General features: G+C 55.5%; 16 protein-coding genes and 1 riboswitch. Of the genes, 3 read left to right on the plus strand and 13 right to left on the minus strand.

Features of this window, described 5'->3' with window-relative positions; all coding sequences use genetic code 11:
* Positions 1 to 56: 56 nt before the first annotated feature.
* Positions 57 to 1997 (plus strand): ABC-F family ATP-binding cassette domain-containing protein, encoded by a 1941-nt coding sequence (locus AAA927_RS08445; RefSeq protein WP_338217424.1) that lies wholly within the window; start codon positions 57 to 59, stop codon positions 1995 to 1997.
* A 54-nt stretch (positions 1998 to 2051) separates the two neighbouring features.
* On the opposite strand, the gene tsaD is transcribed toward AAA927_RS08445, so the two are convergent.
* The 4 genes from tsaD to AAA927_RS08465 all read right to left on the minus strand — a co-directional run bounded on the left by tsaD (position 2052) and on the right by AAA927_RS08465 (position 5222).
* Positions 2052 to 3074, minus strand: a complete 1023-nt coding sequence (tsaD, locus tag AAA927_RS08450) for a tRNA (adenosine(37)-N6)-threonylcarbamoyltransferase complex transferase subunit TsaD (RefSeq protein ID WP_338217426.1) — start codon at positions 3072 to 3074, stop codon at positions 2052 to 2054.
* A gap of 12 nt (positions 3075 to 3086) precedes the next feature.
* A complete protein-coding gene (rimI, locus tag AAA927_RS08455; protein ID WP_338217428.1) occupies positions 3087 to 3620 on the minus strand; it encodes a ribosomal protein S18-alanine N-acetyltransferase in 534 nt (177 codons plus the stop codon).
* Positions 3604 to 4326: a tRNA (adenosine(37)-N6)-threonylcarbamoyltransferase complex dimerization subunit type 1 TsaB gene (tsaB, locus tag AAA927_RS08460; RefSeq protein ID WP_338217431.1), complete on the minus strand. Its 723-nt coding sequence runs from the start codon at positions 4324 to 4326 to the stop codon at positions 3604 to 3606. Before tsaB ends, rimI begins: the two co-directional genes overlap by 17 nt.
* 371 nt (positions 4327 to 4697) lie before the next feature.
* A complete protein-coding gene (locus AAA927_RS08465; protein ID WP_125579826.1) occupies positions 4698 to 5222 on the minus strand; it encodes a folate family ECF transporter S component in 525 nt (174 codons plus the stop codon).
* A 34-nt stretch (positions 5223 to 5256) separates the two neighbouring features.
* Positions 5257 to 5354, minus strand: a riboswitch (THF riboswitch).
* A 297-nt stretch (positions 5355 to 5651) separates the two neighbouring features.
* On the opposite strand from AAA927_RS08465, the gene AAA927_RS08470 reads away from it, so the two are divergent.
* Together AAA927_RS08470 and AAA927_RS08475 are read left to right on the plus strand one after the other, a co-directional pair.
* The gene (locus AAA927_RS08470) at positions 5652 to 6623 is read left to right on the plus strand and encodes an asparaginase (protein ID WP_338217480.1); all 972 of its coding nucleotides are present in this window, start codon (positions 5652 to 5654) and stop codon (positions 6621 to 6623) included.
* Positions 6610 to 7278, plus strand: a complete 669-nt coding sequence (locus AAA927_RS08475) for an endonuclease III domain-containing protein (protein WP_338217434.1) — start codon at positions 6610 to 6612, stop codon at positions 7276 to 7278. The genes AAA927_RS08470 and AAA927_RS08475 overlap by 14 nt, the downstream gene beginning before the upstream one ends.
* 13 nt (positions 7279 to 7291) lie before the next feature.
* Here the strand turns inward: AAA927_RS08475 and AAA927_RS08480 are convergent, their stop codons facing one another.
* The 9 genes from AAA927_RS08480 to AAA927_RS08520 form a co-directional block, all read right to left on the minus strand.
* Positions 7292 to 8014 (minus strand): acyl-[acyl-carrier-protein] thioesterase, encoded by a 723-nt coding sequence (locus AAA927_RS08480; protein WP_338217436.1) that lies wholly within the window; start codon positions 8012 to 8014, stop codon positions 7292 to 7294.
* Between the two features lie 15 nt (positions 8015 to 8029).
* On the minus strand, positions 8030 to 8887 hold the full coding sequence (gene rsmI, locus AAA927_RS08485) for a 16S rRNA (cytidine(1402)-2'-O)-methyltransferase (protein WP_338217438.1): 858 nt from the start codon (positions 8885 to 8887) through the stop codon (positions 8030 to 8032).
* Positions 8887 to 9225, minus strand: a complete 339-nt coding sequence (locus tag AAA927_RS08490; RefSeq protein WP_338217439.1) for a DNA replication initiation control protein YabA — start codon at positions 9223 to 9225, stop codon at positions 8887 to 8889. Before AAA927_RS08490 ends, rsmI begins: the two co-directional genes overlap by 1 nt.
* A 4-nt stretch (positions 9226 to 9229) precedes the next feature.
* Complete coding sequence (gene holB, locus AAA927_RS08495; protein WP_338217441.1) at positions 9230 to 10204, minus strand: DNA polymerase III subunit delta'; 975 nt, start codon at positions 10202 to 10204, stop codon at positions 9230 to 9232.
* Positions 10204 to 10533 (minus strand): cyclic di-AMP receptor DarA, encoded by a 330-nt coding sequence (darA, locus tag AAA927_RS08500; RefSeq protein ID WP_125579839.1) that lies wholly within the window; start codon positions 10531 to 10533, stop codon positions 10204 to 10206. The genes holB and darA overlap by 1 nt, the downstream gene beginning before the upstream one ends.
* A complete protein-coding gene (gene tmk / locus AAA927_RS08505; protein WP_338217443.1) occupies positions 10530 to 11195 on the minus strand; it encodes a dTMP kinase in 666 nt (221 codons plus the stop codon). The genes darA and tmk overlap by 4 nt, the downstream gene beginning before the upstream one ends.
* Positions 11196 to 11302: 107 nt before the next feature.
* The gene (locus AAA927_RS08510; protein ID WP_338217445.1) at positions 11303 to 11563 is read right to left on the minus strand and encodes a DUF2508 family protein; all 261 of its coding nucleotides are present in this window, start codon (positions 11561 to 11563) and stop codon (positions 11303 to 11305) included.
* 308 nt (positions 11564 to 11871) lie between these two features.
* Positions 11872 to 12471 carry a recombination mediator RecR gene (gene recR / locus AAA927_RS08515; RefSeq protein ID WP_338217447.1) on the minus strand — a complete coding sequence of 200 codons (600 nt, stop codon included), beginning with the start codon at positions 12469 to 12471 and terminating at the stop codon, positions 11872 to 11874.
* An 8-nt stretch (positions 12472 to 12479) separates the two neighbouring features.
* Positions 12480 to 12785: a YbaB/EbfC family nucleoid-associated protein gene (locus tag AAA927_RS08520; protein WP_204119159.1), complete on the minus strand. Its 306-nt coding sequence runs from the start codon at positions 12783 to 12785 to the stop codon at positions 12480 to 12482.
* Between the last annotated feature and the right edge of the window lie 14 nt (positions 12786 to 12799).

A 12799-nucleotide genomic window follows, 5' to 3' on the forward strand; every position in this document is an offset into this window, starting at 1 on the left:
TACACTGGAACTATGTATGCTTGCTGCAGCAAGCGCAACGACAGGAGGTTCCACGCATGATTATCATGCAAGCTCAAGGGGTCGGCCGCACCTTCAACGGCAACGACCTATTCACCGGCATCAATCTCGAGGTCCAAACCGGCGCCCGCATCGGCCTGGTGGGCCCCAATGGCGTCGGCAAAACCACGCTATTAGAGATTCTCGCCGGCCTTAATCCCCCAGATGACGGTCAGGTGACGCTGGCGCATGACGTTTCGATTGGCTATCAGGCCCAGGACTCAGGGCTAGATTCTGACCGCGGGATTTTTGATGAAATGCTCACTGTGTTCACACCGCTGATCAAAATGGAGCAGCGGATGCATGAGTTGGAAGCTAAAATCGCTGACCCCGCCTTGGCCAAAGACCAGGCAGCCTTTGATCAAACCATGGCCCAATATGATCAAATTCAGCATGACTTCCAGGCGGCTAACGGCTATGGCTACCGCGCTGAAATTCGCGGTGTGCTGCATGGCTTTCAGTTCCCGGAATCCGTGTTTGACCATAAAATCAAAACCCTTTCCGGCGGCGAACGCGCCCGCCTCGCACTGGCCAAGTTGCTGCTGGAAAAGCACGATTTGTTGATTTTAGACGAGCCAACCAACCACTTGGATATCGATACCCTGACCTGGCTGGAAGGTTATTTAAAAGGCTACAGCGGCGCGATTTTGACCGTCAGCCATGACCAGTACTTCCTCGATCATGTGGTGTCCGAGATTTATGAACTGACGGCGACCATGACCATCCACTACACCACCAATTACACCGGCTACCTCAAGCAAAAGGCCGACAACAAGGCCCTGGCGTGGAAGGCTTACAACAAGCAGCAAGAGGAAATCCAGAAGCTGCAAGAATTCGTCGACAAAAACATTGTCCGGGCCAGCACCACCAAGCAGGCGCAGGCCCGGCGCAAGCAGCTGGAGAAAATGGTGCGCCTGCCGCGCCCTAGTGGCGCCGAGAAAACGGTCCACTTCCGCTTCTCCGCTGAAAAAACCAGCGGCAACGAGGTGCTCAAGGTGCAAACCGCCACGGTGGGCTACGAAGCCAATGCCCCAATGGCTGGCCCCATTTCATTTCAGGTCAATAAAGGCGATCGCATTGCCGTAATTGGCCCCAATGGCGTCGGCAAGTCGACGCTGCTTAAAAGTGTGCTCGGCCAAATTCCATTTTTGGCCGGCGCCGCCAAGTTCGGCACCAATGTCACCACCGGTTACTATGACCAGGACCAACATCAACTCCACTGGGACAAAACCGTCATCAACGAAATCTGGGATGAGCATCCCCTGATGACCGAGCAAAGCGTCCGCGCTGCCTTGGCCGCCTTCTTATTTGACGCCAACGATATCGAAAAACGCGTCGGCGATTTGTCCGGTGGTCAAAAAGCCCGGCTGGAATTAACCAAGCTGTCGCTCAAGCATGACAACTTCCTGATTTTGGACGAACCCACGAACCACTTGGATATCAACTCCAAGGAAGTGCTGGAGGACGCCCTGGCTGATTTTGACGGCACGGTGCTGTTCGTTTCCCATGACCGGTACTTCATCAACGAGCTGGCCACCAGCATTGTGGCCATCAGTCCTGACGGCTCAGATCTCTACTTGGGCAACTGGGATTACTACCAGGAAAAGCTGGCTGAAGTTGAAGCGGCCAAGGCCGAACAAGCTGGCCCCGCGGCGACCCCAACCGCTAGTGGTGCCGCCGTCGACTACCAACAAAGCAAGCAAAATCAGCGTGAAGTCCGCAAACTGCAACGCGAAGTCGAGAAGCTGGAAACCCAGCTCGATGACCTCGCCCAAGCAGCCACCGACATTCAAACTGCCATGACCGCCCCAGCAGCGCTCAGCGATTACGTCGAAATGCAAAAGCTCCAAGCCAAGCTGGAAGCCAACCAAAAAGCCACCAGCGACACCGAAGAAGCCTGGGCTGAAGCCAGCCAAAAGCTCGAAGATCTGGAAGGTTAGTATTTACAGGCAAGTGAAAGGCCGTTCTCCCCAAGCGGGAAAACGGCCTTTTGGCTAGGCGCGGGCAAAGTTTAAGTTAGGCACGGCGTTAAGCGTTTCATCAGCGAAATGCTGCTTGGCTAGCTCGATATGCGCAGCAGCACCAATCATCGCGGCGTTATCGCCGGTGAGCCGGACCGGTGGAATCACCACATCCACCTCGGGAAACTGAGTCGCCAGCGCGGCCGTCATTGCTTCGCGCAGGCCCTGGTTGGCCGCCACACCCCCGGCAATCACCAACTGCGAAACTGGATGTTCGCGCAAGGCTTGCATGGTTTTGTCCACCAGCACATCCACCACCGCCGCTTGAAAACTGGCAGCGAGGTCATTGCGGTCTAAGGTTTCGCCAATTTGGTCAGCATGATGCACGGTGTTGATAAACGCCGACTTCAAGCCGCTGAAGGAAAAGTCCAGGTTGGCTTCCCCATCCATTGCGCGCGGAAAATGGAACGTGTCCTGCCCCAAGTGCGCCAAGCGGTCGACTTCCTTACCGGCCGGATAAGTGATGCCCAGCACCCGACCGATTTTGTCGTAAGCCTCACCGGCGGCATCGTCGCGGGTTTCGCCAATAATGGCAAACTCGCCTGGCGCGGTCACCATCACCAGTTCGGTGTGACCACCCGACACCATCAGCGCCAGCAGCGGATAGACTAGCGGCTTCACAAAACGCGCTGCGTAAATATGGCCAGCCATGTGGTTCACCGGAATTAGCGGCAAATGGTGCGCATAAGCCACCGTCTTGGCGGCGGTGACCCCAATCAACAAGGAACCAACTAGCCCCGGCCCATAGGTCACGGCCACGGCAGTCAGGTCCGCATAAGTGACCTTAGCTTCTGCCAAAGCCAGATTGATGCAGTCAGTAATCTGCTCCACATGATGGCGGCTGGCCACTTCTGGCACCACGCCGCCGAAGCGTTTGTGGGAGTTGATTTGGGTCGCAATGATGTTGCTCAAAATGGTGACCCCATTTTCCACCACGGCCACCGAGGTTTCGTCGCAGCTGCTTTCAAAAGCTAAAATTAATTCGCGCTCGCTCATGGTTGTTCCTTTCTAATCTAACGGCTTGGTCATGTCCATCGCGTCTGCATGAGTGGCGATGTAATAACCCTTTTTGATGGCGCCGTCGGTAAAACCCAATTTATGATACAAATTCTGCGCCACCAGATTATCGGTGCGCACCTCCAGCGTCATTTTGGCGCTGCCGAGTTCATAAGCCTTGGCCAGCATCACCTGCATCAGTGCTTCGCCAATGCCTTGACCTTGATTGGCCGGTGCCACGGCGATATTGGTGATATGCGCCTCATCTTTGCCGAACCAGCAGCCGACAAAGGCCACCATCACCTCATTGGCGGTCAGCACCAGATATAAATTACGCTGCACCTTCCGCAGTTCGGATAAAAACGCAATCCGATCCCACGGGGTATCGTGGTAAATCGCTTTTTCAATCGTCAAGGCCTCGTCGATATCGAGATTGGTCATGCGGCGCAATTCAAACTGGCGGCCTTTGATGACCAAAGGCTGCGCCGGAAATCTTAACTCAGTGGGTGGTTCATGGTCGAACCATTGCTTAAACTTTCTCAACATAAGGTGCGTGCCCCTTATCGTCATGGGTCTTCAGCCAGTTCGTCTCCGCTTCAGTCAGCCGCAAATAGCGCGGAACAAAGGTGGCCGGTGTCACCGGCGCCGCCTGTTGGCCCAGCAGCGCCAGGCGGCCTGCTTGCGGCAAGGCCGATACGGCATCCACAAAATGGGCCTGGGCGCCGAGGCGCGCTTTGATCGCGTCGCGGAACTTGGCCACATCACCGCCAATGAAGGTGACCGGCTGCTTCAGCAAGGCCAGCTCGGCCAGCAGTTGATCTAGAGCGACGTGCCGATCGGCGGCCACGTTGATGAGCGTCCCGTCCAGCCATTGGTACATGCCGGCAAACACATTTTGGCGCCGGGCATCCATCAGCGGCACAATCACATCTTTGGTCCGTAGCGCGCCAGCCGCCAACGTGGCCAGGCTGGAAATGCCGACCAGCTCTAACTGCAAGGTGTCAGCCAGGGTTTTAGCAGTGGTCACAGCGATCCGCAAACCGGTGTAGGAGCCTGGGCCATCAGCGACCACCACGCGGTCCAGGGCTTCTGGCGTCAAGGCGCTAAGCTGAAGCAGGTGGTCAATGGTCGGCAGCAGTTGTTCGCTGTGCGTTTTTTTGCGGTTCAGGGTCATTTCGGCGAGCACTTGCCCGTCCACCATCACTGCGACGCTCATTGCCTGGTTGGACGTGTCCAGCGCCAGAATCTTCATCTTGTCGGCCTCCGTTTCTAATGGTTCCTATTCTACCATTGTCGTTGAAAATTGGAAAAGTTGAGCTAAACTGCCGGGCCGGTCAGCCTCCACCGCCAGGGGCTGGAACGTGGTGGCCAGCGCTTCGAGCCTCGCGGTGCGAGTCTTGAAGGCGCGGCTTGTTCTAAGCCAACAAGTTGGCTAAGAACAATTTCACCACTGAGCCCCTGGCGGCTCCGGCTGGCCGGCCCTACGTTTGCGTTATCCCACCTCACAGCTTGTAGCTGCAGGATTCACAACGAGATTTACCGATCATCATTTGTTTGACGATGGGCTTTGCCTCACCCATCAAAAAAGAGGCCAGTTGTTCTGGCCTCTTCGACTTTCATACTTTATGCGTGCAGACTCGGTTGCACCCGCTCCAGGGTCTTTAAGACAGTGAAGGTGAGGAACCATTGGATGGGGATCATCACGAGGTTCTTGATGGTGCGTTGCACGATGATTCCTTGCCATGGGGTGCCGAGCAGGTCAATCCACCAAGTGTTGAGCCAGATGTTGACAATCAGTACGACCAACACGACAGGGATCAAGACCCGCCACCAGGTGACTTTGTGCCCATGCAGGAACATGCCGTAGATCAGCGCCGCGATGATGGCATTCAGGGTAAATAAGGGAAAATTCATGCCACCGCCTAAAATCGTACCGACTTGATCAGCCAGCGCGGCGTCAACTGCCGCTAGCACAGGACCGAGATAATAGCCCATCAGCGTGGTGGCGAGAAACGCGATGCCGAACTGCAGAAACGAAGGGCCAAACATAAATCGCTTCAAAATCAGCGATAACGCGAACAACAGCCCCATATACACAATCGTGCGACTGGCCTTCATTTTCGGGCCAGAAAAAGAAATAACATCCATGACGACAATCTCCTTTGAGGAGACGCCTAATTGCTCAGGCGAATGCGGCACCAACATCGCGATCCACTTGATCTTCGTCCACCGTTCACATTCCGTTCCGGCGGCACTTGACGCGTTGATGCCTACTCCTAGATTTTTGGTACTCCTCCAGCATACTTGGTTTTCTGGAAAACGCAACATTGCTCAAAAGATAATTTTCATGGTGGGTTTATGAGAAAACTCACACGAAACTTTTCCCTATTTCCTGCTGGTTGCCAAACCGCTTTTAACCAGCGGCGGCTAATATTGGTTTTTGTAACCAAGCGTTACAGCCTCCGCCCAGAGGCATTGAGCCACCGTCTGCCCTGACGGTGGTTTTTTTGTTGCCCAGCGGTTGCATCTTCAGGAGGCGCCGCTTAAGCTAAACTTATTCACAATCCTTGGAGGTGCATCTTGAAACATATCCTAGTTCTCCACACCGGCGGCACCATTTCGATGACCGAAAATGCCGATGGCGCTGTGGTGCCAAGCGTCAACAACCCCTTGTTGGGGGTGGCGACGCATTTTCCAGACGTCGCGGTCACGTCAGAAGAAGCCTTCAACTTGCCCTCGCCGCACATCACGCCGGCGCACATGTTGCAGTTAAGTCTGCGCATTCGTGAAGCCGAAGCCAATGGCATTGATGGCGTCGTCGTGACCCATGGCACCGACACGCTGGAAGAAACCGCCTTTTTCCTGGATCTGACCACTGATGCGAAAATTCCCGTCGTGGTCACCGGCGCGATGCGTTCCAGCAATGAAATTGGGGCCGATGGTGATTATAATTTTCTCTCGGCCATTCGCGTCGCCGCTAGCGATCAGGCGTGTGGCATGGGCTGCCTAGTGGTGATGAATGACGAAATCCACAGCGCCCGCTTTGTCACCAAGACGCACACCACCAACGTGGCCACTTTCCGCACGCCGACTTTTGGCCCCATCGGCTTGGTGGGTAAAAACGGCGTGATGTTCTTTCAGCAGTTGCTACGGACGGCCACCAGTCCCATTGATGAAATCAAAGCGCCCGTCTTTTTGCTGAAGGCTTATGCCGGCATGGATGGCACGCTGTTCGATGCCTTGCCCGCTGATACCGCAGGCCTCGTGATTGAGGCGCTCGGCGCCGGCAATTTGCCGCCAGCCACTTTGCCTGCCCTCCAGCGCCTGCTGGACCGCAATGTGCCAGTGGTGCTGGTGTCGCGCTGCTTTAATGGCATCGCACAAGATATCTACGACTACGAAGGCGGCGGCGTAGGACTGAAACAAATGGGTGTGATTTTCTGCCGCGGCCTGAATGGCCAAAAGGCGCGGATCAAACTGATTGTCGGGTTATCTGCCGGCAAAACTGGGGCCGCTTTGGCGGCGTATGTGAACAATGCCGTCAGTTAAACTCACCCTCCCTGCGCTTTATCACACCCTCGCCGAAGCACTGGGGCCGTCCGGTTGGTGGCCAGCGGAATCCAAATACGAAATTCTGGTGGGCGCAATTTTGGTGCAAAACACCAACTGGCGCAACGTTGATCGTAGCTTAACCAACCTGAGGCAAGGGCCGGGCTTTGACCCCGCAGCACTGGCCGAGCTGAAGCAGGCTGATTGGATCGAGCTGATTCGACCTAGCGGCTTTTACCAGAATAAAAGCAAAGCCTTGATGGCGCTCTTCCAGTTCCTGCAGCCCGCCGCGTTTGACCTAGCGGCAATCGGCCGCCGTTCGCCGGCACAGCTGCGGCAGCAGCTCTTGGCCTTGCCTGGCATCGGCAACGAAACTGCCGATGCGATGCGCCTTTACGCCTTCGACCAGCCGACCTTCATCGCCGACCTGTATGCACGCCGGCTGTTTGGCTGGTTAGGTCAACCTTTTCCCACCTATGCCAAACTCGCGCAGGTCACCCCCGCCGTCAATCAGTGGCCGCTGGCGGATGCGCAGGAATTTCATGGCTTAATTGATAACTTCGGCAAAACCGTTAAAAACCAAGACGCCTTTGACGCCAGCTTTCTAAGCCGCACCACTTTGAACCTTGACCCAACCAAAAAGCAGACTCCCTAGGGAATCTGCTTTTTTAACGTGCCCGCCAAGTCAGCTTGGCTTCGGCGTTCACCACGCCGTCAGTGCTAATCTGATGATAGGACGTCTCGCCTTCGACTGTCACTGCCGCATCCACCGTCGTGCCATAAGTGGCTTCACGCGCGTACTTGATGTCCACAGACTGGGGCTGGTGGGTCGTCAGAAAATCTGCGCCTAGCGCATCTTCCAGCCAGTCCATGTAGTGGGCATTATTGACATGGCCATTGCGGTCAATGTCAAAATACCGCACGCGATACGTCAGCGTCTGATCAAACTCGGTGCGCTTGGTCAGACGCGGGAAGCGCTCGACTTTGGTGTCAAAAGCCGCCCCCACTTTCTCAGGGAAGCTGGTGATAATCGGGATGATTTTGCGTTTGGTCAAATCCATCATCACCCAGGCCCCGTGCATCATCACGATGCGCTGGCCGCTTTGGTCCTCAATCCAGTAGTCACGGTAGGTCATCAGCTTGTTGTAACTGGTGGCCTGCGTGCCAATAATCAGCGGTTCGTCCACATTCGGCATCCGCGTGATATCAATGTGATACTGGGTGATCACCCACCCCGCCCCGTGCTCGGCTAAGGCGCTCATGCCGGCGCCGATTTGGTCGAGCTGTTTTTCCGAAATCAGGAGCATGATATTGACCATATTGCTAAGCGTCAGCTCACCGGTTTTCGTGCCGAGGAAAAAAGGCACGGTCAGTGGTTCTGTATACTCCAAATAATCTCCTCCTGCTTATAACCCATGAAATTCGTTGTAGACATCTTGCTTCTTGAGGCCATTGCTTTTCGCCACTGCTTTAATGGCGTCATTGGGCCGCTCACCGCCATCAATTAGGGTCTGCACTTGCTCAGCCAGCGGCACCGCGCTACGCTCAGGCGCCACTGGTTCCCCTGGCGCCACGATAATCACGAACTCACCGCGCACGCCTGCTTTAGCGTAGTCGATCAGCTCGGTCAAGGAACCCCGAATAAATTCCTCAAACTTCTTGGTCAACTCCCGCGCCAGCACCGCCTGGCGGTCGCCCAGCCCTGCTTGCAACGCTGCCAGGGTTTTCGCCACGCGATAAGGCGACTCGTAAAAAATAATCGCCTGCTGCTCATCCTTCAATGCCGCCAAGACGGCCTGCTGCTCGCTGGCCTTACGCGGCAAAAAACCGTAAAACATAAACGGCTGCGGGGCAATGCCACTGGCAATCAGGGCGGTTAAGCCGGCATTCGCTCCTGGCAGTGGCACCACTGGAATCCCAGCCTCAATCGCCGCTTTCACCAGTTCCTTGCCTGGATCGGAAATCGATGGCATCCCCGCATCAGAACACTGGGCAATGTTTTGCCCAGCTTGCAGTTTGGCTAGTAGTTCCGGAATGCGGGCTTGGGTGTTGTGCTCATGGAAGCTGATTTGCTTGGTGGTAATTTCAAAGTGATTCAGCAGCTTTTGCGTGTTACGGGTGTCTTCGGCCGCAATCAAATCAACCATCTGCAAGGTCTTCACCGCGCGGAAGGTCATGTCATCAAGATTGCCAATCGGCGTTGGCACTAGGTACAGGGTACCAGTCTCATGGGGCGCAAAGCTCGCCATTTGCTCAGCGGTCATCAGTGTTCACCATAAATGACATCGAGGCAAAAAGCACAGGATTCATCAGCCACACGGCGCTGGCCATAGAAATACGGGCACACATGAAAGCCTTCGTTATACAGACTCTCCAGATTGGCCTTCGATTTGGACAACTCCACCGCACCAGTCGTCTCGTTCTCACTGCCATCTTGCAGCTCCGCCAAGTGCTCACGCAAATGTTTGTTTTCCATTTCGAGTTCGGCATTATGCTCCAAGGTATGCGTCAGCTCGTCTTTCAGGCTGGTGATTTTGGTTAAAATCGCCTGCGTATCATGCTCAAGTTGAATAAAACTATCATAGAGATCTTTTTTCTCCACGTGATCACCCTTCTAGCAGCGTTAACACCAGCTGCTCAACTGCCGATTGGAACGTCACATTCTGGCCTAACTTGATTTGCGCGGCCAAAATCGCGGCCAACGCGCGACTAAGCGCCGAGCCACTGAGCTCGCTCAGCTGCTCAATCACTTCGGCTTGGCCAAAGGCTTGGGGCGCTTGGACTTGGTAATGACGGTTCAGCGCGTCGCCGTAGCCCAGCGCTAGCATCGCCAGCAGCTGCTTTTGGTCGGCCGGCGTTTTGGCGTTAGGCACCAGCTGCGTTTGCACCATCACAAAGGCCTCGGGATCTTGCGCTGCGGTTTTGCGCAGCAACATCAAAACAGCCCCGACCTGCTTTTCAAATTGCGGCGCCTCAGCCATTGCCTGCGCCGCCGCGACGTCCGCGGTCAAATGCCCGGCGACACTGGCTAACTGCGGCGCAATCCCAGCGGCAGTCAGCTGATCAATCACCGCTTGCGCCGGCGCCGGCTGAAAGTTAATCACCTGCGCCCGCGACACAATCGTCGGTAGCAACTGATTTTTGGCACTGGTCGTCAGGATAATCGTCATTCCTGGCACCGGCTCTTCATAGAACTTCAGCAGGCTATTTTCCGCCCCCGCCGTGAGTTTTTCCGCATCGGTGACGATGAAAATCCGCTGGTTGCTTTCGACACCGGTTTTGCTCATTTCGGCTTTTAAGTTGCGGATATCGTCGACTTTGATGCTTTTGGCGTCGCTTTGCAGCCAAACCACATCGGGATGGTTACCGGACAGCACCCGCTGGCATTCCGCGCACTGCCCGCAAGGCTGCCCATCTTGGACATTTTGACAAAACAGGCGCTGGGCGATCCACTGCGCCAGCGCCGCCTTGCCCACCCCGGCCGGACCGGCGAAAATATACGCCTGACTCAGCTCGCCGCGGGCGATAATCGCCTCAAACTGCGCCAGCAGCTTGGGCTGCAGGACATTCAAGTCAGCCATTAGAACTGATGGAAAGCGTCAACGGGCAGCACGAACACCGTGGCCCCGCCGACTTGCACTTCAATCGGGTAGGCCATGCTGCTGTCTGCAGTGGCGTCTAAGTTCACCGGCGGGGTCATAAATTGCCGCCGGGTTTGGGCAGATTCTTTGATGATCTGCAGCACTTCGTCGACCCGTTCGTCTTCGACCCCGATGATGAAAGTCGTGTTGCCTGACTTCAGGAAGCCGCCAGTGGAGGACAACTTCGTGGCGCGAATATTGGCGTCGATGAATTCGCTGGACAACAAGTTGCTATCTTTATCTTGAACAATGGCCATGATGAGCTTCATAAGGTTTCCTCCTTGCGACTCTGCCAAGCGGCGCCAAGATGGGCTTTGAGCACCGCCTCACAGGCTTTAATCACGTCTTCTAAGGGCTGACTGGCATCCACGGTTTTGATGCGCTGCGGTTGGGCTTGGGCCAAGGCCAAATAAGTGGCGCGCACCCTTTCATGGAACGCGAGCTGTTCTTGATCGAGCCGGTCATACTGGCGGCTGGCGCGATGGGCCTTGATCCGGGCTAACCCTTCAGCGCTGGAAATGTCCAGGTAGATGGTTAACTCGGGGCTCATCCCATCGGTGGCAAACTGGTTCATTGCCAGCACCGCTTCCGCCCCGATTTCCCGGCCGCCACCTTGGTAGGCCACCGAGCTATCCACGAAGCGATCGCAAATCACCAGCGCCCCTTTGGCCAGCGCCGGGCGAATGACTTCAACCAGGTGCTGACGGCGCGAGGCCGCATATAGCAGCGCCTCGGTTTTGGCATCCATCGCCGTGTTGGCAGGATCTAAAATCAAGGTGCGGATTTTTTCTGAAATCTCGGCGCCTCCCGGTTCGCGGGTCAGCTTGACTGGGGCCTCGACATGCGCCTGAATCACCGGCATTAGGGCATTCAACACGCTGGTTTTACCCGCCCCGTCCGGCCCTTCGAACGTGATAAATCTTCCTGCCACGACATTCACTCTCTTCTACTGTGTTACTTCTAGTTTACTTGAAACCCGCCATAAATTAAACCATCAGTGCCGCCACGCAAAAAAGCCGTTGCCGGCTTTTGATCGAGTCATTGATTTTCTTCCAGATGCGCCGCCGCAATTTGGGCCACAAGCTCCCCTGACACCTGCCGAATGCGCGCTTCGCGGTGCAAAAAGTCGAACAACCCGGCCTGAACGCTCAGTTGCGCCTTGGTCAGCTCATCCACTTCCCGGAAGCTCGCAATCAACTTCCGCTGCGCCGCCATCTTATCGCGGACCACGTAGACTTCAAGCATCAGATTGCGATCAGCATTTTCTTTGATTGAAGGTTTTGCTTTATGAAAAAACATGGGGCACTCCTTTCAGGCAAGGCTGCGAAGTGGGGCCGCTCCTAGCCGGATGATTAGCCTAGCCAGATGGTTTGCCGCCGCTTTTTGGCGGCGGACCATCTGGCGTAGCTAATCACTCCGGCGTTGGCCTCACGTAGCGCGACTACAATGAAAGACCAGAAATCGACCGCAATCTAGTTGCGCTGCGGTCGGCAACGCTCGAGCGATTAGCTACGCTCCGAGCCTCATCGGCAAAGTACGCCGACAATGCTCAGAGCTAGGATACTCTTCGAGCTAAGCCCGCCGACCTCCACAGCCTTTGACCTCGCCTATATTTCCGTCCGCCCTTCGACGGCCTTCAGCAAGGTCATTTCATCGGCATACTCAATATCCGACCCCACAGCCAAGCCATGCGCTAGGCGCGTGACTTTGATCTGAGCCGGTTTGATCAACCGAGCCAGGTACTGGGCGGTGGCTTCGCCTTCTGGGGTGGCGTTGGTGGCCACAATCACTTCTTTGACTTCCGGATGCTTTTGCAGGCGGGTGATCAGGCTTTCGATGTTGAGGTCTTCCGGCCCGCGGCCTTCGATGGGGCTGAGCACGCCATGGAGGACATGGTACAAGCCATGGTATTCGTTGGTGCGGTCAATGCTCATGACATCTTTGGGCTGCTCCACCACGAGAATGGTGGTTTGGTCGCGGCCTTGGTCCTGGCAGATTTCACACGGGTCATCATCGGTGATGTTGCCGCAGATGCTGCAGTAATGCAGCTTAGACTTGGCATCCGTCAGACTGGTGGCAAAGGCTTCAACGTCATCTTTGTTCATATCAATGGTGTAAAACGCCAGTCGGGTGGCGGTCTTACTGCCAATACCAGGCAACTTCATGTAGCTGGCAATTAATTTTTCGATCGGTGCAGGATATTGCATGTTGCCTCCTAGCCTGGTAGGCCGCGGGTGTACTTGCCCATTTTGGCCTTAGTGGCATCATCGACTTGCTTCAAGCCAGCATTAACGGCTTCCAGCACCAGGTCTTGGAGCATGTCAGGATCGTCAGGGTCGATGGCCTCAGGTTTGATCTGGATGTCCTTCAGCGTTTTGTCGCCGCTGAAGACCACCGTCACCATGTCGCTGGCAGACGTTGCAGTGAATTCAGTGGCATTCAGTTCGTCTTGCGCCTGAGTCATTTCTTTTTGCAGCTTTTGCATTTGTTTCATCATGCCAGCCATATTGCCGCCACGCATCATATCAATCACTC

Source organism: Lacticaseibacillus salsurivasis (assembly GCF_036246225.1).
Classification (GTDB): domain Bacteria; phylum Bacillota; class Bacilli; order Lactobacillales; family Lactobacillaceae; genus Lacticaseibacillus; species Lacticaseibacillus salsurivasis.